Genomic DNA, 26153 nt, shown 5'->3' with positions numbered 1-26153 from the left:
TGAGAAAATGAAGTTTTCTCCCAGCCTCGGTTTGTCTTTCAACGCGTAGCTAGCCTGTAGCAAGGATGGCTACGACGCGTAGCTAGCCTATTTGGGGTTGGTCCCACTCCGGCCTTAATTGGGGGCATTTTTCTTCCCGTCATCCTTGCCGTAGCGTTCCTGTTCGCTAATCATGCTGCTCTTGCGCTTGTGCTTATTGATAAACTCATCCTCCGCCGCGAAAATCTTTAGAAAGTCCATAAAATTGCGGTGAAAGCTAGCCTTGAAACGGGGCCACCAGTTTGTTTTCATCTTCCAACCTCCTCCCATTCATTTTAGCGCACTAGCAATCATCCTAGGAAAAATGTGGTAAAATGTTAAGTAAATGTTAAAGCGCTTACTTACAAGGAGGACAATTTCAGATGGAAATCGTAAAAGTACCTTTTGGCAAGTTTAACGGCCAGCCCGTTACCAAGTTTGTTTTGGTCAATGACCACGGCGTCCAAGCCGGGATCCTTGACTTTGCCGGCCTGCTGCAATCGTTTAAGGTGCCAACCAAGGACGGCGGATTAGCTGACATGGTCTTAACTTCAGAAAACCTGGACGAGTTTACCGGCAACGGCTTTTGTACCAACCGGCTGATTGGCCGGGTCGCGGGCCGGATTGCCGACGGTAAATTCCAAATTGACGGCCAGGAATACCAAGTTGAACAAAACGAGGGCAAAAACACCCTTCACGGTGGCAAAAACGGCTTCTACAATCACATCTGGCACGTCGACGGCACGAAGCTAACTGACGACACCGTTTCAGTGACACTCAGCTTGACCCTGACCGAAGAAATGGATACTTTCCCGGGGAAGATGCACGTTGTTGCCACCTACACCTTGGATAACGACGACAACCTGAGCCTGCAATTTAGTGCCACTAGCGACGCCAATACGCTCTTCAACCCAACTAACCACACCTACTGGAACCTTTCCAAGGCCGCAACGCCAACGATTGATGACCTGACACTCTACGTTAACTCCAGCCACCACCTGGCGGTCGACGACGGCAAGATTCCAACCGGTGAAAAGGTCGCCAACGCCGGCACCCCATTTGACTTCAGCAAGCCGACTAAGCTGGCGGAGGCCCTCCAGCCAATGGCCGCGACCAAGGAAAATGGTTTTGACGACATCTGGGAAGTAGAACCAAGTCTGGAGAAACCAGTAGCCGTCCTGGCCGATCCGGAAAGCGGCCGCAAGATGAGCCTCTACTCCGACCGGAACGGGCTGGTAATGTACACAATGAACTCCAACGACCCAACGGTTTACAACCATGGTGAGGTTCAACCCCACAGTGGGATCGCCATGGAAGCCCAAACCCTATCGGACACGCCGCACCACCCAGAGTTCGGCAACGTTGACCTCCACCCAGGTGAAGAAAAGACCTACACCATTAAATGGCACGTTGAATACTAAACACGTTTTAAGCATAAGTAAAAGCTCCGCATCCCAATTCCTGGTTTGCGGAGCTTTTGCCTTCCCCTAAAAGAATGTTTTTTGAATCGTCTTCGTAACCTGAACTGGCACCTTTGCCTCTGGCATTCCTGCCGGCTGCAGCTTAATCCAACCGACTTGTTCCCCCTTCGTCAGGGGTGCTTCAAGCTGGCCAGTCATTGATTGGTGCTTCTTAGCCAGCTGCAGCTGCGGACTGGTTTGTGCCCAAGAAGTATTTTTCGGCAGCCAGATAGCCGTCTTCTTAGTCAGGACCAAGCCCGTCGAATGCTGCTTCTTGGCGTGAACGACGTGGCGCTGTTGCAGCTTCTTGGGAAAGGCCTTGATACTATTGAGGGCCACCGGCTGGTAGCCGTTGGACAGGGCTTCATAAAATTCCTTTTGCATCTTGGACTGGTCATTCCAGTCCCCATCCGTATGCAGAGCCACCACGATGACCCGCCGGCCCGCGTAGGTTCCGGTTGAAACGATACACTTACCGGCCTCATCGGTATTTCCGGTTTTAAGCCCATCGATCTGCCAGTCCTTCGGTGCAGCCCCGTTCTGTGGAAGCAGGGAGTTAATGTTGGTCATGTGCTCCTTGTGGTCGGCACTGACGTCGAAATCGGCAAACTTGGTCGAGGTAATCTGCAACGTTTCCGGATATTTTTCAATCAGGTACTTGGAAATCAGGGCGATGTCCTTAGCTGAAAAGAGGTTTTCCGCGTCCTTGTCGACCCCTTTGAGGGCGTGCGCACCCATGTAGCTGTTCGGCAGGCCAACCATGTTATAGATCTTAGCGTCATCCACGCCTGCCTTATGTGCCACCGCCTGCATCTTCTTATTAAAAGCGGCGGTACTGCCGGCATCCGCAAGGGCCAACGCCTCGGTACTGCCATCCGCTGAAACAAGCATCATCGATTCAACCAGCTGTTTCACGGTATACTTTTCACCGGCGTTCAGCTGAACGTTCGAACAGCGGGGGTCATTCGCCATCTGGGCCACGGCCGGACTAGCGGTAATTTTTTGGTCCCAGCTCAGCTTGTGGGCACGGATATCCTGTTCAATCACGGCCAGGGTCAGAATTTTGGTAACCGAGGCGACCGGGTAGGTCTTCTGAGCATTCTTTTCGTACAATACCTGACCCGATTCCGCGTCGATTGCATAGGCGGACCGAGCCTTCATTTGATAAAAGCTGCCAGCGTCCGCCTTCACTAGCCCCCCGAGACTGAGCAGACTGAGGTTAAGGCTAAGTATTACGAGCAGACACTTAATAATCAATTTTCTCATTGTTTGTCAAAATTACTCCTTATTGTCCATATTCAACTATGATAGCCGAAAATCGGCAGTATGAATGTAACGATTTCCTAACAAATCGCAAAATCTTGGTTAAGTTTTTAAGGGGGCGCTTTATTTTTCTCCTATTCCATGTATTATGGTAATTATGCGGATTTTTTATTAAAAGGAGCGTTAGTAAATGCAGCCACGGACTAAACGGCGCAAACGCACAATTTGGGCAATAATAATTATTATCCTGCTTGCGGTTTGGGGAATTCACCGTTACGGCTCCCTCAATAGTCGCTTACAGAATGCTTGGAACAAAGTCATCTATACTTCAAATGATAACGTGGGAATCGCGGTGTATTCGCCAAAGACCCACCGGATCTATACGGGGTCAAACGTCCCCGGCCACCGTTTCCACATGGCTAGTACCGTCAAGGTTGCGATCCTCGCCGGGGTGCTGGTTAAACAACCCAACGGCCTCAGCGACCACCAAACTAGCCTGGCCAAGGAAATGATTGAGCAGAGTGACAACGACGCCACCACCGAACTGTTCAGCGACCTCGGGGGACGCCAGGGACTGCAAGCCACGTTTAATCGCTTCGGGATGAACGATTCGACGGCCAACAGCAACTGGGGCTTATCAACGACAACGCCCCGTGACCAGATTAAACTGCTCAACAATATTTTTTACAAGTCCAGCCTCTTGACCGAACAGGACCAGGAATTGATTGCAAAGCTAATGCGCAATGTCGAGGCGGACCAGAACTGGGGAATCTCGGCCGACAGCAGCAACTTCGCCATCAAGAACGGGTGGCTGAGCTATGGCAAATCCAAGTGGATGGTTAACAGTATCGGTTACGTTAAAAATGACAATGGCACGGATTACACCATCGCCGTTTACACCGATAAAAACACCACCATGCAGGTCGGTCAGCAGGCAGTTGAGCAGTTAGCCCGGGTAACGAAGAGTCTGATGAACTAAAAATTTTAGTACAACGAGCGTTGAAATCATTCAGTTTCAGCGCTCTTTTTATACTAGTGGTAAACTAAACAGTAAAGAAAGAGGGTAATCTAATGAATATTCAAGACAACTACCTGACCCTAGCAGACGGTCAGCAAATGCCCCAAGAAGGATTCGGTCTCTACAAGGTCGATGGTCAAGACACAATGACGGCGGCCATCCAGCACGCCTTTGAAGACGGCTACCGCCTTTTTGACACCGCCCAGCTCTACGGAAATGAAGCGGAGGTCGGAACAGCGTTAAAACAGCTCGCCCTGCCCCGCAATGAAATTTTCGTCACAACCAAAGTGGCCGAAGAAAACCAGGGCTACGACCGGGCCATTGCCTCCGTCAAGGAGTCATTGCAAAAGCTCCAGTTAGACTACGTTGACCTGCTCCTGGTCCACTGGCCAATTGAACGGTCTTTCTTCGAAACCTGGCGGGCCTTTGAGGACATGAAGAAAGAGGGCCTCACCAAGTCGATTGGGGTCAGCAACTTTGAAATGATCCATCTTCAGTATCTGGCAACTCAGGCCCACGAGATGCCGGTCGTCGATCAAATCGAGCTCCACCCCCTGCTGACCCAAAAGCCCCTGCTCAAGTTCAACCAGGACCACCAGATTATTACCCAGGCGTGGAGTCCCCTCGGCCGGGGCGCGGTCCTCGACCAGGACGTCCTCAAGCAGATTGCGGACCGGCACCAAAAGTCGCCAGCCCAGGTGATTCTCCGTTGGCACCTGCAAAACGGCGTTTCCTTCATCCCAAAGTCGGTCCACGAAGCCCGAATCGCCCAGAACGCCGCCATCTATGACTTTTCACTGACCCCAGCGGAAATGGCCCAGATTGACGCTCTCAACAACTACCAACGGACCGGGCGGGAACCTGAGTTAGTGTACGAGTACAACCGCCAATATTAATTAAATACTTGCAATGTGAATGGGGAGCGTGACAGAAGTCATTTATGACTTCGTCTTCACGCCCCCGCAAGCACAAATAGGGCTTCAGAGTTCGGCTTTGCCGAGCACTGGAGCCCATTTGTGTACTGCGCTGTTCGTTTTTTATTAAAGTAATAGGACTTCTGTCACGCTCCCGTTTTTTATTACCGCGTTGCTCATTCTTGATCAATTTCGGCAGTGTTCCATCAAGTCGCACAGCAGCAAGTTTTCATTCTCATTTTCATTTAACCCAAGTCCAGCAACAATGAAAGTGATTGCAATTTTTATTGATAAACGTTTGACATTTAAAAAATACGGTTGTATATTATAGTCACAAGCGAATGATAAGCGTTTATCAAAATTATCAAGAAAGCGATAACAGAACTATGAATAATAAACATTCAATTATTACTAAGCTCGCGTTTCTATCGGTTTCACTGATGGTTACCAGTGCTTACGCTATTCAGGGGTCGCTTCCACAGTTGAAAGCCGCCCTGCACATCAGTCAGACCCAGTCTGAGTACCTGGTGACGACACCATCCTTTGCCGTAATGATTTTCGTGGTCCTCTCGCCACTCATCCAGGAATGGTTCCACATTTCGGATAAGAAGATCATCATGGCCGGGGTTACCATCGTCGGCTTAGCCGGGATCGTGCCAATGTTCGTTGACAACTACATGACGATCTTGATCTCCCGGTTGATTCTGGGTGCTGGTTATGGGTTATACAACTCCCAGGCCATTTCCATGATTTCCGTCTGGTACGATGGTTCTGAACGGGCTCAAATGCTCGGTTGGCGGGCCGCAGCGGAACAAATCGGTCAAGCCTGCACGCTGACCATTGCCGGACTCTTCCTGAGTTTCGCCGGTTGGCACGGCTCCTTTGCCGTCTACTTCTTCGCCTTTCTCGTCCTGCTCTTCTTCGCAATGCGGGTTCCCGACGACAGCAAAGCTCAGGATGATCACGTGGACGAAGACAGCCTAGCCGAAGAGCTGACCGAAAGCGACCAGAAAGAAATCACCAAGATCAGTCCGGTCGTTTACCTGCTGGTTCTGTTTGCCTTCCTGCTGGTCGTTGACTACGTGGGAATGGAAAACCGGTTCCCTGGTCTCTCCGTTGCGATTAACGGTAGCCACTACACCGGTTCCTCAATGTTCCTATCACTGATGCTGATTGGAGCCACTCTTGGTGGTATCTTCTACGGGGCGATTCAAAAGCGCCTCGGCTTCGGGACCGTTTACCTCGGTTTGGGACTGATGGCCCTGTCCAACTTCCTGTTTGGTTTTGCCGGTCACAACTTCGCCCTGATGGTTATCGGGCTGCTCTTGATCGGTTTCCCGCTCCAGTTAGTTTCACCGTTGATTTTCAACCTGTTGCCTGACTTGGCACCCGCCAACCGGCAACCGCTCGTTACTTCACTATGCCTGATTGGTTTCAACTTTGGTTCCTTCTTCTCACCATCAATTGCAGAATGGACGAACCACCTGCTTGGTCAACCAACCAGTGGGATGGGCTTAGCCGCACCGTTCCCGGTCTACGGCGTGGCCCTGATCATCATCGCCCTGATTATTTTCTTTGCAACCCGTCACAACGCTAAACAAGCTCAATAAATCTTGGAGGTTTACACTATGCCAATTCAAAACAAAGCAATGCTGATTACTTATTCTGACTCAATGGCAAAGGACATTAAGGAAACCCACGAAGTCCTCAAGGAATACATCGGTGACGCCATCGGTGGTGTCCACCTGCTGCCATTCTTCCCATCAACTGGTGACCGTGGTTTTGCCCCTTACCGTTACGACGTTGTCGACTCCGCCTTTGGTAACTGGGACGACGTGGAAGCCCTTGGTGAAGACTACTACCTGATGTTTGACTTCATGATCAACCACATCTCCCGGAAGTCCGAAATGTACCAAGACTTCAAGAAGAACCACGACGATTCCAAGTACAGCGACTTCTTCATCCGCTGGGAAAAGTTCTGGGAAGCTGCTGGTAAGGGCCGCCCAACTCAAAAGGACATTGACCTGATTTACAAGCGGAAGGACAAGGCCCCAGAACAAGAAATCGAATTCGACGACGGCAGCAAGGAACACCTCTGGAACACCTTCGGCGAAGAACAAATTGACATCAACGTTAAGAGCAAGGTTGCCCAAGAATTCTTCAAGCAAACCCTGATTGACATGGTTAAGCACGGTGCCGACTTAATCCGGCTGGACGCCTTTGCCTACGCCGTTAAGAAGGTCGACACAAACGACTTCTTCGTGGAACCAGAAATTTGGGACCTCTTAAACGAAGTCCGGGAAATCCTGGCACCTTACCAAGCCGAAATTCTGCCAGAAATCCACGAGCACTACACGATTCCAGAAAAGATTTCTAAGCACGGCTACTTCACTTACGACTTTGCCCTGCCAATGACCACCCTGTACACTCTGTACTCTGGTAAGACGAACCGTCTGGCTAACTGGCTGAAGATGTCACCAATGAAGCAGTTCACTACCCTGGACACCCACGACGGAATCGGGGTTGTCGACGCCAAGGACATCCTGAGTGACGACGAAATCGAATACTCCTCCAACGAACTGTACAAGGTCGGTGCTAACGTTAAGCGGAAGTACTCCAGTGCTGAATACCACAACCTGGACATCTACCAGATCAACTCCACTTACTACTCCGCCCTCGGTGACGACGACAAGGCCTACCTGTTAGCCCGGGCCTTCCAAGTATTCGCCCCTGGGATCCCAATGATTTACTACGTTGGTCTGCTGGCCGGCTCCAACGACCTGGACCTGCTCGAAAAGACCAAGGAAGGACGGAACATCAACCGTCACTACTACACGAAGGACGAAGTAGCCAAGGAAGTGCAACGCCCAGTTGTTAAGAACCTCCTCGACCTGCTCTCCTGGCGGAACAAGTTCGCTGCCTTCGACCTCGATGGTTCAATCGATGTTCAGACGCCAAGCGAAACTACAATCACGATTACGCGGAAAGACAAAGACGGTGCTAACGTTGCCGTTCTGGAAGCCGACGCCGCTAACAAGACCTTTACCATCACCGCCAACGGCGAAAAGGTAATGGAACAAAAGTAATCTCCCTATCATAAATCTCTCCATGATATAACCTATAAAAAAGGCAAGCATCTCAAATGGTGCTTGCCTTTTTATTACTAATTATTGCCGGTATTAACCAACACATCACCAATCGTCTGGTCGACCTGCTTATTTTGAATCCAATCCTTGCTAGCAGCCACGTACTTCTGGTGGTCCGGGTTGGCGATATGGTTACGGTAATTTTCCTCCGACTGGAAAACCTCGTAAATTACCCAGTCGTCTGGCCGTCCCTGCTTGGTCCCGGCGTAAATTGCCAAAATCCCGGGATCAATCTTCAGGGCGTTTTCCAACTGCGCCGTCACCACCCGCTGGTAGTCAGCTAGGTGCTCCGGCTTGACGGTAATCTGAACAATGTTGATCCAGAGGCCATTCGGGGTGCTGATGTTTAACGCTACATCCTGGTGCCCCATAAATTGCGGTTCCAAGTCAACTACCTGGTCGTTGACGATGACCCCAGCCATCTCCTGCTTAAACTGCTGGTACTGGTCAGCGGCAACGTGTTCATCATAAGCCGCCTGGTTATTGAAAACTTCAAAAGTATAGTTCTTAGTGAGGTCCTCCGGGCGGTGGGAGGCATACATTCCGAACGTCCCGTCTTCAATCGCTACCGCGGTGATCATTTGACCACGCCGGGCGTTTAAGTATTCATCATGTGCTTCGGGAGCCGTTTCGACCAGGTGCATCTTAAAAACAACTTCCTTGTTCATATTCGTCATGGTTTGAATCCTCTTATTATAATTCTTGATGGTTATATCATATGCCAAAAGCCGCAGGAAAGTAAACCCAAATCTATTCGCCGCTTTGAAAACGTTTCGGCAACGGTCGCTGAAATGATATAATGAAACCGTAATCGGAATTTTTTGAAGGGAGTCTTTTATCATGCCGATGAATCCAGCTAAAGCACAAGATGTCTGGAAAGACGCTGGTGAACACGTTCAATTCACTGTATTGGAACTTAACCGCCAGGACCAGGAAAAAGAGCAGGAAGCCATCCAGGAATTTGTGGACCGCTACCAGGCCATCATCCGTTCACTGCGGATCCGTGACAACAAGGGGAACCTCAAGGCCTCACTGGGCTTTAGCAGTGCTGCTTGGGATTACCTCTTCCCAGACGCACCAAAGCCAAAGGAACTGGAACCCTACGAAACGCTGGCCAGCGAAGAATACTCAATGCCCGCTACTAAGGGGGATATTTTCCTCCACATCCGGGCTAACGACGAGGCCGTTGTCTACGAGCTGATCAGCCAGTGTATGCTCTTCTTGCGGGACTTCACGACGGTCGTGGACGAGACCAAGGGCTTCCGCTACTTCGAAGGTCGGGCAATCATCGGCTTTATTGATGGTACCGAGGCACCACAGGTGGAAGACGCCGCTGACTACGCCATTGTCGGTGACGAAGATCCCTTCTTTGAAAATGGTTCCTACGCCTTTGCTCAAAAGTGGCGCCACCACATGGACATCTGGAACAAGCTGACGACCGAAACCCAGGAAAAGGCGGTCGGCCGCAAGAAGTTCAGTGACCTGGAATTGGACGAAAAGGAAAAGTTTAAGAACGCCCACAACGTCGCTTCCCAGGCGGAAATTGACGGGGTCGAACAAAAGATTGTGCGGATGAACGTGCCGTACTCCGACCCCGCTACCGGCAACACCGGGACCTACTTTATCGGCTACTCCCGCTACTGGAAAGTCACGAAGCTGATGCTGGAAAACATGCTAAAGAACGGCGACTACCTGCTCACCTTCTCCGACATCCTGTCCGGCCAGCTCTTCTTCATCCCGTCTCGGCCGCTGCTTGACAAGATTGCCGACGGTGAACTGAACAAATAATCAAGTTGACAAGCGAAGCAAAACTTGTTAGGCTACCATTATTCAACTAAACGGAGGGATCAACCATTGAAGTTTTAATTCTACACATCGTTATGCAGCCACTTCGACTATGCACGCGAATTGGCGGCTCCGAGTAGGATTATTATTTCAATCATTGATCACTAATAAGGACTGGTAAACTGCCAGCTTTTTAAAGGTCTGTCCTACCCGGGGCAGGCCTTTTTGCGTGCCAAAACGAAAGGAACGTGATTAAGCTGATGCAAACAATTACCATCCGTAACCTAAACTTCGCCTACCCCGGACAGCCCCCGCTATTTACCGATTGCAACTTAGATTTCAACAGTAACTGGCGGCTTGGGCTGGTGGGCCGCAACGGCCGGGGGAAAACCACCCTCCTGCAGATCCTCCAAGGACGGCGGGACTACCGGGGGCGGGTAACTAGCAAACTGAACTTTGCCTACTTTCCGCTAAAGATTACCAACCAAACGCTTCTTAGCGGTGATGCCCTCCTCGCAGCCTGTCCCAACCAGGCTCTGGAACAGTGGCAGATTGAACGGGAATTAGGGCTGCTAGGTGTCGACCCGGCACTGTTATGGCAGCCATACCAAACTCTCAGCGGGGGTGAGCGCACTAAGGTCCAACTCGCCACCCTCTTCGCCCAGGACAACTCCTTTTTCCTCCTCGACGAGCCGACAAACCACCTCGACCTGCCGGGACGGCGACAGGTTGCTGCTTACCTTGCCCATAAGCAGAGCAGCTTCATTATTACCAGCCATGACCAGGACTTTCTCGACCAGGTCATTGACCACACCCTCGTGATTGAGCGCCACCAGCTCGTCCTTAGCCAGGGCAACTATTCCGCCTACCGCCGCCACAAGGAGCAGCGGGACCAGCATGCCCAGGCGACTAACCGCCAGCTCAAGGCCGAAATCAAGAAATTAACAGCCGCCCGCCAGCAACGACTCCAGTGGGCGCAGCGGGCGGAAGGTGAAAAGAAGGGCAATTCCCACGCTGACAAGGGATTCATCGGGGCTAAGGCGGCTAAAATGATGAAAAAGACCATTGCGACCGCTAACCGGCTCGACCAAGCCATCACCGAGCGGCAGGGACTCCTAGAAAACGTGGAAGAAGTGGCCCCCTTAACACTCAACTACCAGCCAGCCCACCAGCAAACACTCCTTAGCCTTGACCAGGTCAGCCTGGCGATTGCTGGTCAGCAGCTTTTCCGCCCCCTCACCTGCACTGTTCACCGCCAGGAACAGCTTGCCCTCGTCGGTCCGAACGGTGTTGGCAAAAGCAGCCTCATCAAAGCCATCGCCGGGCACTTCGGGGGAGATGTCAGCGGAAACATCATCCTGCCAACCGGTGTCACGGTGTCCTATGTTCGCCAGGACTACGCCACTAATACTGGTTCCCTCCAGCAGTTTGCGGACCGCTATTCCTTACCCTACGACTTATTGCTCAGCCTCCTGCGCAAGTTGGGGATGGACCGGGCCACCTTTGCCGTCCCAATTGAGCAGATGAGCATGGGCCAGCAAAAGAAGGTTGAACTCGCCCGGTCACTACTGACGCCCGCCCAGCTGTATATCTGGGATGAACCATTAAACTACCTGGACACCTACAACCAGCAACAATTAATCCAGCTTGTTAAAGACTACCGGCCCCCGTTGCTATTCGTGGAGCACGACCAGCACTTCATTAACGCGGTGGCTAGCCAACAGGTCCCTGTCACCCCGCTTTAACCTAAAAAACGGCGGCTAGCAGTATAACCAATCGCCGTTTATTTATCCAATTAACCCGCCAGCTGTTGTAGCCACTCCAAAAAGAGCGGCAGCCACCGGGCCATGTGGTCATCGGTCCGGTCACCGTTCACGATTCCAGTGTAGTAGTTAGCCAGGGCCAATCCGTGACCGCCAGTGCTAAACTCATGCAGTTCGAAGGGAACCTGGTTAGCAGCTAGTGCCTGCACATAGGGAGCAATGTGGTCCAGGTAGGGCGTCAGGTCGTCCTTGATTGATCCCCAAATAAAGGTTGGCGGCGTCTGGGGAGTGACCAGCTTGGTCACGTCCTCGGTCGTCACTCCCATCCGTTGGTCAATCAGTGGTCGAATCACCGGGTAGCCTAGTCCAGCGAACTTCACCTTAGTATCTGGCTGGTTACTGTACGCCGCCGCCAATTGGCCCCCAGCGGAAAAGCCCAGGATTCCTAAACGCTCCGGGTCCAAGCCAAGTTCCGCGGCGTGGGTGGTCAGGTAGTCACCCGCCTGGGCCAGCGCCCGCTTAGCAGCCTGGTAATCCTTATGTTCAACTACCGGGTAACGGACCACAAAGACTTGAAAGGCGTGTGCGGCCAAGGTTATCGCTACCCGCTCCGAGTCACGCTCCATGATTTGGTTGTAGCTGCCCCCGGGCACGATCATTACGCCAGGAAGCGGCACGGTCGTTTTGCTCTGGTAAACATCAATCGACGAATAGGGCTCCGCCAGTGAAATGTTCTTAATTTTGATAAGATCACCCGCTTATTGTAAGATTTGACAACTCCTTGAATTGCCACTTTTCTGGCAACCATTCTACACTCTTCAATTGCCCCTGACAAAAGAAAGCACCGTGGTCAAACTTTCCCTTGCTTCTCAGCCGGGGTCTGGTAAAGTGGTACGAAGAGAAATTGATTGGGAGGATTGTACCACCATGCAAATCTTTGTTAAGAGGTCATTCTGGCTTGCGGCCGGAATGACTTTGACCTGTTCAGTAGCGGGAGTGCTCCTGGCGAAACTCCCCTATATCAACCTGATTGGGGCGCTTGTGATTGCCCTTTTGCTAGGAATTGCCATGCAGCTGACGCCAGCCGGCCTCCGACAGGCAGCCAGCCCGGGAACTGCCTTTATTTCCAATAAGTTCCTCCGCCTGGGAATAATCCTGCTCGGCTTTCGTTTGAACCTGGCAAAACTGGCCGCTGCGGGTATCAAGACAATTTTTGTGGCGGCCTGTGCCGTTACCCTGACCATCATCCTCACCTACTGGCTGAGCCGGAAATTTGGCGCCGAGGATGAACTAGCCATTCTAACTGCCTGCGGTTGCGGTATCTGCGGGGCGGCCGCCGTCATGGGAGTCTCACCACAGATTGAAACCACGGATGAGGAACGGAAACGGGAAAATGAGGTTCTCGCCGTCGCCGTCGTTTGTGTGATGGGGACCGTCTTCACCCTCTTAGAGATTGGTCTGAAGCCCCTCCTCCATCTAACGACGCCCCAGTTTGGGATCGTTGCGGGAGCTTCCCTCCACGAAATCGCCCACGCGGTCGCTGCCGGCGGGGCCTTTGGCGAGGCTAGCCTTGATAACGCTTTGATTATGAAACTATCCCGGGTCCTCCTACTGGCTCCCGTTGCCCTAATCGTCGGCTACTGGTACCAGCACCGCTTGGTTAAGGAGAGCGCGGCGGGTGAAGCCCCAGTCCCGAAGAAATTACCAATTCCATGGTTCCTGGGTGGCTTCATTCTGACAAGCATTCTGGGCACCTTCCTGCCCTTTTCCCAGAGTGCCCTGGATATTCTTGTCCAGGCCGCCTATATCTTCCTGGGCATGGCAATGGCCGCACTGGGATTATCAGTTAATTTCAAAGTGATTTTTAAGCGGGGCGGCGCCGTCTTTGGCGCAGCCATCATCAGCTCGACTTGCCTCCTGACCTTCGCGGTTCTCATGAGTAAGTGGCTATTCTAAATTTAATGAAACGAACGAGAGCGTGCCGGAAGTCGCTGAAGACTTCCGGCACGCTCTCATTTTTGCTTACAATTCATACCTTTAATTTTCGCCAGCCAGGTATTCGCCAATTACATCCATCATCAGCTGACCATACCGGGCGAGTTTCTGCTGGCCGACCCCGTTGACTTCGAGAAAGTCCCGCGACGTTTGCGGTTTGACTTGGGCCATGTCGTGGAGGGTTTTGTCCGAGAAGACCATGAATGGCGGCACCCCCTGTTTATCTGCCAATTCCCGCCGCTTTTGCCTGAGCAGTTCAAAAAGCGCCGCAGTATCCGGTGATTCCGTTAACTGCGTCCGGAGGCGGGCTGGCCGTTCTTCCTGCCGGCGCGTCACCTGCTGTTCACCCTTTAGAACTGCCCAGCCATCCTGAGCAATCTGGATAACTGGATACTGGCTGCCAACCGTCTGCAAGATCCCTACCGCGACCAAGTAGTCAATCAAACTGGCAGCCTCCTGCTTGGAAAAATTGCGCAATGCGCCAAAACTCGGCAGCTGTGGTGCACCGATTTCATTCATCCGCTGGCTATGCGACCCCGTCAGCGCTTGGGCAACAACCCCCTTACCGAAACGGCCGTGCAGCTCTTGGACCATCGCCAAGACCTGCTTGCTTTCGGCGGTAATATCCTGAACGTTCCGCTGGTCAGTACAGTTGCTGCAATGACCACAGGGCGGGCAGTCCTGCCCAAAGTAGCGCACAATATACTGCTGCAAGCACTCCGGGGTACTAGCATAGTTAGCGACCGCCTGGAGTTTCTGGTATTGCAGGTCACGGTAGTCGTCGTCCGCGGTCGACTGGTCAATAAACCAGCGGTACTGCCGCAGGTCGTTCGGGTGGTAAATCAGGACTGCTTCACTCGGCAGGCCATCTCGGCCCGCCCGGCCTGCTTCCTGGTAGTAGGATTCAATGTTTTGCGCAGCGGTCGCGTGAATCACAAAGCGGACGTTGCTCTTATCAATTCCCATCCCAAAGGCACTCGTAGCTACAATCGTGTTGACCCGGTCAAATTGAAAATCGTCCTGAACCCGGGCCCGGGTCGCCGCATCCATTCCGGCATGGTAACCCGCGACCGCGAAGTGGTGTTCCAGCAGGTAGGTTGTCAGTTCGTCCACTCCCCGGCGGGTATTGACGTAAATAATCCCGGCTTCCTGAGCATGGGCTTTTAGGTATTCCCGAATGTAACGACGGGTACTTTTTTCCGGGTGCACCACCCGGAAACTAATATTGGGCCGGGCAAAGCTGGTGATAATAAAATTGTCCTTCTCAATTGCCAACTGCTGCCCAATGTCTTCCTGCACCGCCGGGGTCGCCGTCGCGGTCAGCGCCAGGATATTAGGCCGCGACTTGAGCTGGTCGATTGCCTCCTTTAGTTGACGGTATGCGGGCCGAAAATCGTGTCCCCACTGGGAAATACAGTGGGCTTCGTCAATTGCAACCAGGTCGATTGGCAGAAAATTCAACTGGTAGCGGAAGTATTCCATGTTCAGGCGTTCCGGCGTAACGTAAATTAACTTGACCTGCCCCTCATATGCCTGACGCAGGATGGGGTTGACCTCCTCCTGGGGAATAGTACTGTTGATGGCCGCGGCAGCAATCCCGTTTTGGCGGAGTGCGTCCACCTGATCCTTCATCAAAGAAATCAGGGGCGAAACAACCAGTGTGACCCCCGACTTAACTAGGGCCGGTATCTGGTAGCAAAGTGACTTGCCACCACCAGTCGGCATAACAGCTAGGACATTTTCGCCGTTAATTACCCGGGAAATAACTTCTTTTTGTCCGCTCCGAAATGTCTTAAAGCCAAAATTATCTTTTAAAACCTGCTCTGGTGTTGCCACTGACGCCCCTCCTGTTCATCCGCCGACTTACGACCGCTTTGCCAGCAAAATTTTAGTGCTGATCCACGGGCCGCCCCACCAGCCGTCAAAGCCGGTCTTGCTGACCTGCACATCATCAATTCCCATGTTATTTAGAACCTGCCGGTATTCAGCCATGTACTTCGTGTCAATAATGACCAGCGTTCCGTCAGCTTTGAGGACCCGTGCAGCTTCCTGAAGGGCCCGGCCCCGCTGGATTGCTGGTGTAATGTTATGCAGGGCAGCATCGATGATTACGTAGTCGAAAAGCTGGTTTGCAAAGGGAAGGTTCGTCATGCCGCCGTCCACCAGTTTGACCCGGTCAGCAATCTTGGCCGCCGCCAACTGCTGCTTAACGACCGGCAGGGTTTGCCCCCACGCCGCCACGCTGGTCACCTTGCCCGGCGCCTGCAACCGTTCTGCCGTCAGCTTGAGGTCCGCGGGCCGGCCTGCGTTAAAGGCTAGGACCTGGGCATCCGCTGGCAGGTCAAGGCGGTCCAACAGCTGCCGTAAAATCTTTTCGTGCCCGCTCGAAATCGTGTGGAAGAAGATTCCCGCCCAGATAATAATCAGGGCGACCCAAATCAAGTTCCAGTATTCGTGGCTGGCAAAGGCGGCAAAGAGGCCGCTGATTACAGCCAGCAGGGCGATTATACTAATGGTAACAACGGTAATTGCACGGTTTCTCACTTTAACTTTCTCCTTATTTCTGCTTTTGAACAATTTCATTGAGGTACTGGATATCATTAATGTTGCCCACTACGGTGATTTTATCGTGGGGCTGGATGATGTCATTGGCCTGGGGCACCTGGTTGATCTGGTCATCCTGGCTAACGATAATGATCACGTTCACCCGGTAGCGGTTGCGGAAGTCCAGTTCGTCGAGGGACTTGCCGAAAAATTTCGGGTTATTGATACTCAACTCGGCCAGGGTGGTTTCCTTGCTCAGGGTAACGTAATCGACCAGACTCGGGTTAAGCTGCTGAAAAATCAGCCGCTTTGCCAGGTCATGTTCGGGCCGCACTACCAGATCGGCGCCAATCCGTTCCAGGACCCGGGCGTGGTTGACGTTTTCAGCCCGGCAAATAACGTCGGCCGCTCCTAATTCCTTGGCAATCAGAGTTGCCATGATACTAGCCTCGACGTTTTTACCAATTGAAATGTAGACGTGGTCAAAATTGCCAATATCAAGTTCCCTGAGGGCGTCTTCATCCTGCGCGTCCGCAACGATTGCCCGCATCACGGTCCCCGCTAGTTCGTTTACCACCTCGGGATTAATATCGATTGCTAACACTTCCTGACCAGCCTCAACGAGGGAATCGCAAATGGACGCCCCAAACTGGCCGATTCCAATAACGGCATAGCTTTCCTTATTAGCCAATTAACACACTCTCCTCTGGATAACGATAACTCTTCACCTTTGGCTGCGAATTAAAAATCGAGAACATCACCGTGTAGATACCAACCCGGCCAATGAACATCAGAACCATAATAACCAGCTGGCCAAAGAGGTTCAGGCTCTGGGTGATTCCCAGCGAAATCCCGGTCGTCCCGAAAGCTGCCAGGACCTCAAAGGTAACATACGCCAGCGAGTCATGAGCCGGCAGCTGCTGGGTAAGCACCAGTAGCAGGATTGCCAGGAGAACGATAAAAAGCGCGACAAAGAAGAGGGTCAGCGCCCGGTTAATGTTTTCCTGCGTAAACCGCCGGTGGGCAAAGTTGGTATCGCGTTGTCCCCGCAAAGTCGCGATACTCTGCGTTGCCAACAGGCCGATAGTGGTGGTTTTCACCCCACCAGCCGTCGAGCCCGGGGTACCACCGATAAACATCAAAATAATGGTCACACTAATCCCGGCCGCGCTGAGTTTGGTGTACGGGAAGGTAATCAGCCCCGCCGTCCGGGGAGTAATCGCCATAAAAACGGTGTTCAGCAACCGCTGGGGCCCGCTAATCTGGCCGCTCAGCTGGGCGAGGTTCCGCTCCGTCAGCAAGTACACCAAAAATGAGATTAGAAAAATAACTGCTCCCGTCCGCAACGCCAACTGGGTATGCAGGGACAGGTGGTGGTACTTATGATAATTAAGAAGGTCTTTCCAGACCAAAAAGCCCATTGACCCAGCCACGATCAGGACCGCTAAAACGCAGATCATGTAGGGATCGTTGAGGTAGTTCTCCATGCTATTGCCAAAGAGGTCAAAGCCGGCATTGCAGAAGGCTGAAATAGCATGGAAGATACTTAACCACAGGCCCCGGCCAAGCCCGTAACGGGGATAAAAATCAAAGAAGAGGAACACGCTGCCGACCAGCTGGATCAACAGCGAGAGTTTAATAATCAGGTAAACGACGCTCAACTGGGAAAGGTGGTCCAGGTTGAGTGCTTCCTGGGTCAGCAGCCGGGTCGACATCCGCACCCGGCGCCGAATCATCAGCGACATCATGACGGCAAAGGTCATAAAACCCAGCCCCCCGACCTCCATCAAGAGGGCAATCACCGCCTGCCCGAAGCCGGTCCAGTGGGTCGCCGTGTTGACTAAGGTCAGTCCGGTCACGCACGTCGCGCTCGTCGACGTAAAGAACGCCGTCATAAAGCTCGTCCGTTCACCGCTGACCGTTGCGCAAGGCAAAAGCAGCAACAGGGTCCCGCTGGCAATGACCAGCAGGAACCCCAGGGTTAGGATTTTGGGAAATGAGTATTTCCGCTTGTTGATTTCGATCACGTTATAGTCCTCCCATTCATCTCACCAGTCAATTATAATCGTTTTCCCTCTCCGGCGGGAGTCCATTTCCCCGATTCTGTCCCAAAAGCGGCTGCGCTCCCTGCCGACGCATGGCAACTTGCTTTTAGACTTAATACACAAATAACCCCCAACGTCCGGTCGAGCCGAAGATTGGGGGTCATGCAGGCAAGAAGTCACCACAGATTTTGATTGTACTCTCTTGCTGATTGCCGTTTTAGTAACCCTACTAATTATGATGTTTGGATGTTAATTGGATGAAAGGAATAACTTCGTGGTTACTAAACGCTCATTATCAAATTGGAAAGGCAAATATCACATTTGCTTTTTCTATTATAGCAAACATTCTTGTGAAGTAAAGCACTAATATCAAAAAGATAACGTTTATCAAAACTTCATTCCTACTAAACACATTGATATAACAGCGTTCTTCCATTCGACGATTTGTGATTTTTAATACATATTGTTACTCAGAGCCAGTCAGGCTTTTGGACCCGCACCACTTGGCTCGGCTTTCCTACCGCCAGCAGCAGCGCCTCACCCACCGCTAACGTCCCCGTTGTGGTTAATTCAGTCGCAACCGGTAAGGCCACTAGCTCACCCTGGCTGCTCAGCCGGTGGACGACGGCCTGGGCAAACTGCGAACGCAAGCGATCCGGCAGGTCCAATGGCGACTGGGTGGTTAGAATCAGTTGCAGGTTGACCTTCCGTCCCTCCCGCAACAGCTGGAAGATGCCGTTACGGCTCAATTCTTGCTCCGTCGTCGGCAGGTAACGGTGGGCTTCGTCAATCACAATTTTTACAGCTCGCTGGGACTGGTCGCGCTGGTCCAAGCGGTCAGTCAGGACCTGCTTGAGGAGGTAGGAAATCAAGGCCCCCTGCTGACGTTCATACCGCCGCAAGAGGGAAAGGTCGATCACCAGTGTTCGGTGACTGCTCCGGTGCCGCAAAAACATTTTGAGGACAAAGCCCAACTCCGTTTTTGCTACTCCGGGGTGACTCTGCGTGTCAAAGAGTTCCTGAAAAGCCGGACCGGCAAGGCGGTTACGCAGCTCCGTCAGCAGTCCCCAGTCACGGTTGATTTGCTCACGGTCGTAAACTTGTCCGCACAGCGAATAGTCCGCCCGGTCGTCAGCAAACGGAATGACGGCCTCCTCAACCAGCTGTTGGGGCAAAAGAGCGATATCATAGTCTCGGGCCCAGGGGCTGAGTTGGTTCAGCAGGGCCTGGTATTGTGCTAACGGCCGGTTAAGTTTCTTCAAGGGTCCCGCCTGTTGAAGCAGGTTGCGCTGAATCCGGAGGGCGTTGATGGCCCGGGATAGTTGTTGGTCCAGTCGTGACGGCAGGGCGAGTCCCAGAACCTCCTGGAGTTCTCCCGCGTCGAGCCGCCCCGCTTCTAAGTAGGCGTTAGCCCCTAAGCGGTAGGTAACCGCGTTGGGCAACTGGGCGTATTCCCCCGTCGGATCAAGGATAATCGCCGTCTGGTCAGTCTGCTGCAACTCGTTGAGCAGCGCAAGGGTGGTCGTCGTTTTCCCGCTACCGGTCTGACCAACAACCAGGAGGTGGCGGGCAATGAGCGGCCGGCGAACAGGCTGGCCGGTCTGTTGGTTCACCATTGCTACTGACATCTTCCTCATTCCTTTCCATCTAAAGTCAAAGTCATTTGCATTATAGCATTAATTTTTTCTAAACCACCGCTGATTAGTTGGCGGAAACGAGCCTTATCTGCTAAAATGTTGACTATCAAGGAGTGATTTATTTTTGGATTTAGACATACAACCCGTGAGGTTGAGTTTAAGCAACTATCAAGACGTTAAGCAGCTCTATTACCGGGCCTTCCCTAAGTATGAGCGGGAGCCCTGGCACTGGATGATTTTGAAAAGCAAGTTCCGGCAGGCGGACTTCATGGCCTTCTATGACCAGGGGCAGTTTGTCGGCTTTGCCTACGTCATCCACAGTCACGGTTTCCACTACATCCTCTTTCTAGCCGTTAACGACCAATTGCGGTCACGGGGGTACGGTAGCCGGATCATTGGCGAACTACGGGCATTATACCCAAGTGATTCGCTGGTATTAGACATCGAGCAGCCCGACCCGGCCGCGGCTAACAACCGCCAACGGTTACGCCGCTTAGCCTTTTACAAACGGAACGGTTTTTACTTAACGCCTAAGAAATTGGAAGAGGACCAGGTTACCTACCGAGTGTTGGCAACTAAAAAGCACATCAACCAGCAAAAGGTCGATGGCATCTTCGAGTGGTTTTCATGGCCGCTCGGCTGGTTTATCCAATAAGAAGATTAATTTTGAAAAGGGACTGGGAATTAACTCAGTCTCTTTGTTGTTTTAAAGGTAAAAATGCTCCGGCGCAGCAACGAAGAGCTTGAGTTAAGTCCCAACTGCAAATTTGGCCGTTTTTTTCTCCCCATCTTTTATAACCCTGTATGTATATTTATCGAATATTTAAATTATATATTGCATAATTAGTCATTTAAGCGTATATTAATTGGCAATTACTAATTACTTACGCAAAGGAGAAAATGACTATGAAGCAGCTCAAGCACTATTTAATGCTCTTAACCGTTCTCGCTTCAATCATCCTCGCCCCGCTTACCGCCTTCGCGAATAGCAGCGCGGCCAGCTCGACCCCCGCTAGTTCTACCAGCACGGCTACCCCGGCGACGGATGATTCCCTGCAAAAAATCAAGCAAAAGGGCGTGCTCGTCGTCGGCACCAGCGCCGGCTACCCGCCCTTCGAATTCACGACCAAGAAGGACGGCAAAACGGAATACGTCGGTTTTGAAATGTCTTTGGCCCGGCAGCTTGCAAAGGACCTGGGCGTTAAACTAGAAATCAAAAACATGGATTTCGACTCCCTGCTGGTGGCGCTAGAGTCGCATAAAATCGACGTGGCAATTGCCGGGATCAATATCACTCCTGAGCGTGAAAAGAGCGTCGACTTTTCCAAGACCTACCACAAGGGAACCAAGTACTTCCTGATCCACAAGCAGGACAAGGATAAGTACAAGGACTACATGGACTTTAAGGGCAAGACCGTCGGGACAGAAAACGGCGCTATGGAATACGCCATGATCAAGAAATACATCCCCGACGTCCATGAAAAGGGACTCGCCAAGTGGTCCTCACTCGTAATCGCCCTGCAGGCCCATAAACTGGACGGGGTCTTAATGGACTCCGCCACCGCAAAGGCCTTCGCCCAAAACAACTCCGACCTCTACGCCTTCAACTCCCACATGAAAGTAACCAGTGATGGGGTCGCGGTGGCCCTGCCGAAGGGCGCTAATAGTCTGAAGGCCGCGGTCAACAAGACGGTTGATAAGGTTAACCAGGAGGACCTGATTAACAAGAAGTGGCTCCCCGAAGCGGCCAAGTACATGCAGACATCCCAGAAGACCAATACCGTTACTAGCTACTGGACATTCTTTGTCAAAGGGGTTAAGTACACCCTGCTGATCACGGTTCTCGCGGTCATTGTCGGCTTCCTCATCGGGGTTCTCTTCGCCCTAATGCGGCTTTCCGACAACAAGCTCCTCCACGGAATTGCCATCTGCTACATTGAGTTTATCCGGGGAACACCAATGCTGGTTCAGATTATGTTCGTCTACTTCGGGATTGGGGCCATCATCCAATCCATGCCAGCCCTGGTTGCCGGGATCATCGCCGTGGCAATCAACTCCGGGGCCTACGTCGCCGAAATCATCCGGTCCGGAATCCAGTCGTTGCCGCTGGGGCAAACGGAAGCCGCCCGGAGCCTGGGAATGACCAAGCAGCAAACCTTCCGCTACATTATCATGCCCCAGGCCCTCAAGAACATTTGGCCGGCCCTCGGCAACGAGTTTATTACCCTGCTCAAGGACAGCTCACTGGTTTCGACTATCGGGGTAACCGAGCTGATGTACCAGACCCAGCTGGTCCAGGCCGACACCTACAAGGGAGTCCTGCCACTCTTCATTACGATGATGATTTACTTCTTCCTAACCTTTACCCTCACCAGGATCCTCAACCACTTTGAAAAGAAGTTTAAACACGCTTAGCTAACACAGGCTCGGGTTCGCCAACGACGAACTCGGGCCTTTTTTCTATATCTGCAGAAATAAAAAAAGCCGGCCACACGCTCTTCTCAAACGTATGGCCGGCAGCAGCTAGTTAATCCTTTCTTCCCCACTCCTTAGAGCTCGTCTAAGCAGCGAACCAAGCTCGGCATTCCGACTTGCTTACTAATAATGATTTGTTTTTCCGGAGAGACATAAACCTGACCAACTAGTGAACGAATTTAATTCAAATGGTGACCCGAGCTAGTGACCTCCGCACCGTCCTAACACGGCCGGCGGATTGCTCGAGAAACTAGCGTCCGATATCTAAGCTGGCAAACCAGCAAAGGGTTCGCCAGGAATGGTTATCTGGGGATTCATCGTTAAAACGCTGGCATTCAACCAGCCTCTGCTCCCCGCCGGATAAGTGATACGGTACCCGGTCAACGGAGCCGCTCAATCCAAAGTAAACGCAAACGATCAGTTCCCCGGCGTTGCACCACTTGGTCTGAGGGGCCAAGCTGCCGGGAGCCGAAAGCCACTTTGTCCGTCACGCTAGTATTTAGAAATTGAATATCACTATCTTGAAAGACCAGGCTTAGCTACACGGGTCGATCCTAGCGAAATTTCCAGGAGTTAACGGTTGCCGTTGGGCGATTAAATTGAGCCGTACCTTTACCAGCACGACCAAGCCCACAATCGCCGTTAGCACCGCCTATCCCGCAATCCATTCGGTCCTATGCACAAACGGCCGGGTCTTTTTCAATTATCAGATTTACGTTATTAAAGTCAGTCTGCCGAGCAGAACTAGAGCTGCCGTCGACGCTTAACCGTGCAATCACTTCTTGTGTTGATCGTCGAAATACTGCTTGCCACATATAGCAGTACCGCTTGAACAGAAATAATTGTCTGACAGCTGTCGGTCATTTTTCTCGCAAGGCCTAATCGCTCCGGCCAATAACTTCCCATTCCCTTGCGGCGGGAACCCCATCATTCGTAATTTGACTCTTCCTAATAATTCATGTACATAGATGCCAAGGGTGTATTCATGTAATATTAAGTGTAAGCACAATTTTGATTAGAAAGATTCAGCGATTTACGACCCTGGACAATTTGAAGCCGCAAACCAATGCTGAAATTTATGGAGATGTTTAGCGTTATCAGGGGTAACCCGTCCCAAACGCGGGAGGGATTGTCCGGAAAGAGCCGCTCCGGTAAAGGACAATTTAGTGAAAGTGCTAATATGATTAGTTTCTTGCCAGTTGTGATGACTGCATTTCTAGGTAAATGAATTAGATGGGTAAGCAGTAATTTTAAGATCAGCTAGAGGAAAGTTAGTTTCACTGATCCCACAATGAGGGCAGGTGCTCAATCGGCTCAATTATCCGTAATTGCGAAGAGTTCTTTGCGACATCGATTGGGCTGTCCACTGTCAAAAAACAATCAAGTTAGCTCCCGTACTGATGAATCGGTACACGGTTCTTTTCCACGACGGTTCTTGCTGGTAAAGCCAGTCCGCCGGGTCATTGTCTGCTCGTCTTCTTATTTTCTGACCCGGCGACTGTTAAGGCTGAAAAAATCAACCATTTTGCCATTGTAAAGCGACCAATATCAGTCATCATCGCTGGGGTTGGGCAACGAATTAGGAATGCTAATCCTGCCCTCCCGGTTGACGACCACGGCACCGGGAAGCTCACCGCTTGGTACCCCCTGCCAGGAACTACCCGCTGCCAATGAGGCCCGGATAATTGCTCCCCAGCCCAGCTTGGAAGCATGCTCGGCTGGGACGGAAGGTGGTTACCGTAATTGGGCGGTGAAATCGTGCCCGTGCATTTTTGCTGTCAGTAAGCCTAGCGGCGAAAGAATTACTAAGCCAACCACTAGGTAAAACCAGGATGTTAGTTTCCTATGTGGTTTGTGACCGTTGATGACCCGTTCCTATAAAAACCATTCGGTACTCCCCGTAACCAATCCAGATGCAACGTAGGTGAAAACGCGCTAATCCAACCAACAACTACGCGGCGTGTTATCATGCCAGCGAGATTGTGATAGCGAGTGGAGATTGGTTGTTTAAGGGCGCCGTTAACCGACCAGGCAACTACGGCTGGTGCTGAGTGCACCTTCGGCAGTAAGGGGCTACCGAATTGCTTCCCCATAATGGAGGCCAACCGCGATTCCCGGTGGAAGATGGTGATGGCTGCGAAGAGGTTGTTCAGCTAGTCTTCAATGGACGGTTTTCTAACCGCCATCCTCAGGAGCCTAGTTCCTAGTGCCAACCCTTTGCGACCATCTGCAAGAACGTTTAACTAATCAGCGCAACGGTGAAAGTGATGGATAATCCCCCCTTTCAAGGGTAAATTTCTCATAACAGGAGTTACTCCTTCGTGCTAACTTTCAAAGGGTCAACCCGTTATTTACGGTTTCAGAATACTGTTTTTTTTTCAAGGGGGGTTGTTAATGATTATTATTTATATAAATATAATAATTTGATATACTTATATTTTTGTGTTAACCTTTTCTTGGTCTTGTGTATTTCTTACTCAGGACCTTTTTTAGTTAGCGGAGCTTTGCTAGTAAGCGGTTTCTCTTATCTAGGGATAACGAAACTATCCCTGCCGATGATTAATAAAAAAACTTTTTTATTTTTATTCATATGAGCAATTAATCATTTGAAGTACATTCCGCCAATTAGCAAACTGATTCAAAAAAATTGCGGGCTGGCCTTGTGACCGTGATTTGTCCTGCCCGGCAGCCGGCCGGATCTGTCTAATAAATTGACCTTAGCGGACACTAATTTTAATGTTCACCCGACAAGTGACAACCAGTCTTTCGGAATTTAAAATAAAGTGCGGGACCGCGACGGAAGTTTATTATCACTTCTGCCGTGGCCCCGCACTGCTGTTTTTAGTTAGCGGTCACTGCATATAATTAAGGTCATCGTACTTGGTCCCGGCTTGCTGCTTAGCCATGCTCTGGCTCTGGTAGTAAACCGCGTTAACGTGCATATCCGCCCCACCGGCTTCCACCAGCACTTTGACCTGCTGGCCGTTGATGGTTTCGGTGTGAACAGCATAGTAAGTTCCCGCACCGGCTGTTTGCATCCAACTATGCATTAAAAGCCAGTGCATCCCCTTGGCGTTCACAAACATCCCCCGCATCCAGTTCTTAGTGGCTTTCATTATCGCCTGGTTGGTGATGTTGCTATCATTATTTAAGAAAGCTGGGTCCTGTTTATAAATCGCCATCTGCTCGCCATCGTTATCGCCACCAGTATACTTAAAGGTGTGAGCACCAAAGGTCACGGAGCCTGGTTCGTCATTGTCGGCCGTGTACCAGGTTCCCTGCAGTTCACTTGGGACGTTGACCGGACCCTCGTTCCCGTACTGGCCGGTGCTTGTGGAAGACTTGCCAGTTTGGGAGCCATTATTAGCAGGAGTGGTCAGGCCGCCGTTGGTCTTATCAACCACCTTGGCGCCCGTTGCCAGGTTATTGACGAGCTGGCCCTGGCCGTTGTCGTTAAGGTACTGAACCATGTCTGCCCGGCTCACCGTGGTCAGCTTCTTTGCCTGGCCGGACTGGGCATTCTCGTAAATCGTAACATTATTGCCACTAACGGTATAAACCAGGCCGGTATCCTTGCCATTAGCCGTAACATTGTAGGCCACCCCCTGGCCGTTGTCGCTCAACTGGTACTTATTCGTCCGGTAGAGGTTCACCTGCAAGCCGTTCTGCTGGCCGGACTTAGCAGTCGTTGCCCAATCGTTGCCGTACTTGTTGCCAGCGTAGGCCGTAATCACAGCAACCGTCTGCTGGGGAGTTAAATTTCCCTGGCTAATCTTGCTGTTGGTTTTCGGTGCTAGAAGGCCGGAGGACGAAGCCGATGAGGCGTCCTTGCTAGTGCTCGTCTGATTCCCGCAACCGACCAGGAGCAATGCTAGTCCAGTCACGAGGGCAATTCCCAATTTTTTACTATTCATAATGTGCTCCCCTTGTTCAATAAGATTATTTCCTTTTAATTATACGCTAAACGACCATCATGACCAGTTAGGATTGTTTTTTCATTTTTATAGTAAAACGAAAAAGCCACCGACTGGTTAAAACCAGTCAGTGACCTTTTATAATCTTTGGTTCTACAATTTTAAGTACTGATGGA

Annotated in this window: 20 protein-coding genes; 10 read left to right on the top strand and 10 right to left on the bottom strand. The window is 51.5% G+C overall.

Features of this window, described 5'->3' with window-relative positions; translation table 11 throughout:
• Positions 1 to 114: 114 nt before the first annotated feature.
• Entirely contained in the window at positions 115 to 291 is a 177-nt protein-coding gene (locus FC49_RS10060) for a hypothetical protein (protein ID WP_003715457.1), read from the bottom strand.
• Positions 292 to 401: 110 nt separating this feature from the next.
• Between FC49_RS10060 and FC49_RS07760 the strand changes: the two genes are divergently transcribed.
• Positions 402 to 1439, top strand: a complete 1038-nt coding sequence (locus tag FC49_RS07760) for an aldose epimerase family protein (RefSeq protein ID WP_003715395.1) — start codon at positions 402 to 404, stop codon at positions 1437 to 1439.
• A gap of 66 nt (positions 1440 to 1505) precedes the next feature.
• Here the strand turns inward: FC49_RS07760 and FC49_RS07755 are convergent, their stop codons facing one another.
• On the bottom strand, positions 1506 to 2744 hold the full coding sequence (locus FC49_RS07755) for a D-alanyl-D-alanine carboxypeptidase family protein (protein WP_034537572.1): 1239 nt from the start codon (positions 2742 to 2744) through the stop codon (positions 1506 to 1508).
• A gap of 187 nt (positions 2745 to 2931) precedes the next feature.
• On the opposite strand from FC49_RS07755, the gene FC49_RS07750 reads away from it, so the two are divergent.
• From FC49_RS07750 to gtfA, 4 genes are all read left to right on the top strand, one after another.
• Positions 2932 to 3720 carry a serine hydrolase gene (locus FC49_RS07750; RefSeq protein WP_003715369.1) on the top strand — a complete coding sequence of 263 codons (789 nt, stop codon included), beginning with the start codon at positions 2932 to 2934 and terminating at the stop codon, positions 3718 to 3720.
• A gap of 92 nt (positions 3721 to 3812) precedes the next feature.
• Entirely contained in the window at positions 3813 to 4655 is an 843-nt protein-coding gene (locus FC49_RS07745) for an aldo/keto reductase (protein ID WP_056984705.1), read from the top strand.
• Positions 4656 to 5059: 404 nt separating this feature from the next.
• Entirely contained in the window at positions 5060 to 6283 is a 1224-nt protein-coding gene (locus FC49_RS07740) for an MFS transporter (protein ID WP_003715077.1), read from the top strand.
• Between the two features lie 18 nt (positions 6284 to 6301).
• Positions 6302 to 7759, top strand: a complete 1458-nt coding sequence (gtfA, locus tag FC49_RS07735) for a sucrose phosphorylase (protein WP_003712230.1) — start codon at positions 6302 to 6304, stop codon at positions 7757 to 7759.
• 77 nt (positions 7760 to 7836) lie between these two features.
• On the opposite strand, the gene FC49_RS07730 is transcribed toward gtfA, so the two are convergent.
• Entirely contained in the window at positions 7837 to 8496 is a 660-nt protein-coding gene (locus FC49_RS07730; RefSeq protein ID WP_039929964.1) for a putative quinol monooxygenase, read from the bottom strand.
• A gap of 163 nt (positions 8497 to 8659) precedes the next feature.
• On the opposite strand from FC49_RS07730, the gene FC49_RS07725 reads away from it, so the two are divergent.
• Together FC49_RS07725 and abc-f are read left to right on the top strand one after the other, a co-directional pair.
• Positions 8660 to 9607: a Dyp-type peroxidase gene (locus tag FC49_RS07725; protein ID WP_003715110.1), complete on the top strand. Its 948-nt coding sequence runs from the start codon at positions 8660 to 8662 to the stop codon at positions 9605 to 9607.
• 257 nt (positions 9608 to 9864) lie between these two features.
• On the top strand, positions 9865 to 11349 hold the full coding sequence (gene abc-f / locus FC49_RS07720; RefSeq protein WP_056984704.1) for a ribosomal protection-like ABC-F family protein: 1485 nt from the start codon (positions 9865 to 9867) through the stop codon (positions 11347 to 11349).
• A gap of 50 nt (positions 11350 to 11399) precedes the next feature.
• Here the strand turns inward: abc-f and FC49_RS07715 are convergent, their stop codons facing one another.
• Entirely contained in the window at positions 11400 to 12098 is a 699-nt protein-coding gene (locus FC49_RS07715) for an alpha/beta hydrolase (RefSeq protein WP_404802658.1), read from the bottom strand.
• Between the two features lie 196 nt (positions 12099 to 12294).
• On the opposite strand from FC49_RS07715, the gene FC49_RS07710 reads away from it, so the two are divergent.
• Positions 12295 to 13323: a YeiH family protein gene (locus tag FC49_RS07710; RefSeq protein ID WP_003712259.1), complete on the top strand. Its 1029-nt coding sequence runs from the start codon at positions 12295 to 12297 to the stop codon at positions 13321 to 13323.
• Positions 13324 to 13404: 81 nt separating this feature from the next.
• Here the strand turns inward: FC49_RS07710 and recQ are convergent, their stop codons facing one another.
• From recQ to FC49_RS07685, 5 genes are all read right to left on the bottom strand, one after another.
• Positions 13405 to 15198, bottom strand: coding sequence for a DNA helicase RecQ (recQ, locus tag FC49_RS07705; RefSeq protein WP_056984703.1), 1794 nt, complete (start codon positions 15196 to 15198; stop codon positions 13405 to 13407).
• 27 nt (positions 15199 to 15225) lie between these two features.
• Positions 15226 to 15906, bottom strand: a complete 681-nt coding sequence (locus FC49_RS07700) for a class I SAM-dependent methyltransferase (protein WP_056984702.1) — start codon at positions 15904 to 15906, stop codon at positions 15226 to 15228.
• Between the two features lie 13 nt (positions 15907 to 15919).
• Entirely contained in the window at positions 15920 to 16597 is a 678-nt protein-coding gene (locus FC49_RS07695; RefSeq protein ID WP_056984701.1) for a potassium channel family protein, read from the bottom strand.
• Positions 16590 to 17933 (bottom strand): TrkH family potassium uptake protein, encoded by a 1344-nt coding sequence (locus FC49_RS07690; protein ID WP_056984700.1) that lies wholly within the window; start codon positions 17931 to 17933, stop codon positions 16590 to 16592. The genes FC49_RS07695 and FC49_RS07690 overlap by 8 nt, the downstream gene beginning before the upstream one ends.
• A 488-nt stretch (positions 17934 to 18421) precedes the next feature.
• On the bottom strand, positions 18422 to 19579 hold the full coding sequence (locus FC49_RS07685) for an ATP-binding protein (RefSeq protein WP_235804894.1): 1158 nt from the start codon (positions 19577 to 19579) through the stop codon (positions 18422 to 18424).
• 133 nt (positions 19580 to 19712) lie between these two features.
• Between FC49_RS07685 and FC49_RS07680 the strand changes: the two genes are divergently transcribed.
• Both FC49_RS07680 and FC49_RS07675 read left to right on the top strand, forming a co-directional pair.
• On the top strand, positions 19713 to 20243 hold the full coding sequence (locus FC49_RS07680; protein ID WP_003715078.1) for a GNAT family N-acetyltransferase: 531 nt from the start codon (positions 19713 to 19715) through the stop codon (positions 20241 to 20243).
• Positions 20244 to 20494: 251 nt separating this feature from the next.
• Entirely contained in the window at positions 20495 to 22003 is a 1509-nt protein-coding gene (locus FC49_RS07675) for an ABC transporter substrate-binding protein/permease (protein WP_056984699.1), read from the top strand.
• Between the two features lie 2912 nt (positions 22004 to 24915).
• Here the strand turns inward: FC49_RS07675 and FC49_RS07670 are convergent.
• Positions 24916 to 25977 (bottom strand): hypothetical protein, encoded by a 1062-nt coding sequence (locus FC49_RS07670; RefSeq protein WP_003712234.1) that lies wholly within the window; start codon positions 25975 to 25977, stop codon positions 24916 to 24918.
• Positions 25978 to 26153 lie beyond the last annotated feature (176 nt).

It is taken from the genome of Limosilactobacillus oris DSM 4864 (assembly GCF_001434465.1).
GTDB lineage: Bacteria > Bacillota > Bacilli > Lactobacillales > Lactobacillaceae > Limosilactobacillus > Limosilactobacillus oris.
Note: the sequence above shows the minus strand (reverse complement) of the source record. Positions and strands in the feature narration are given on the sequence as shown.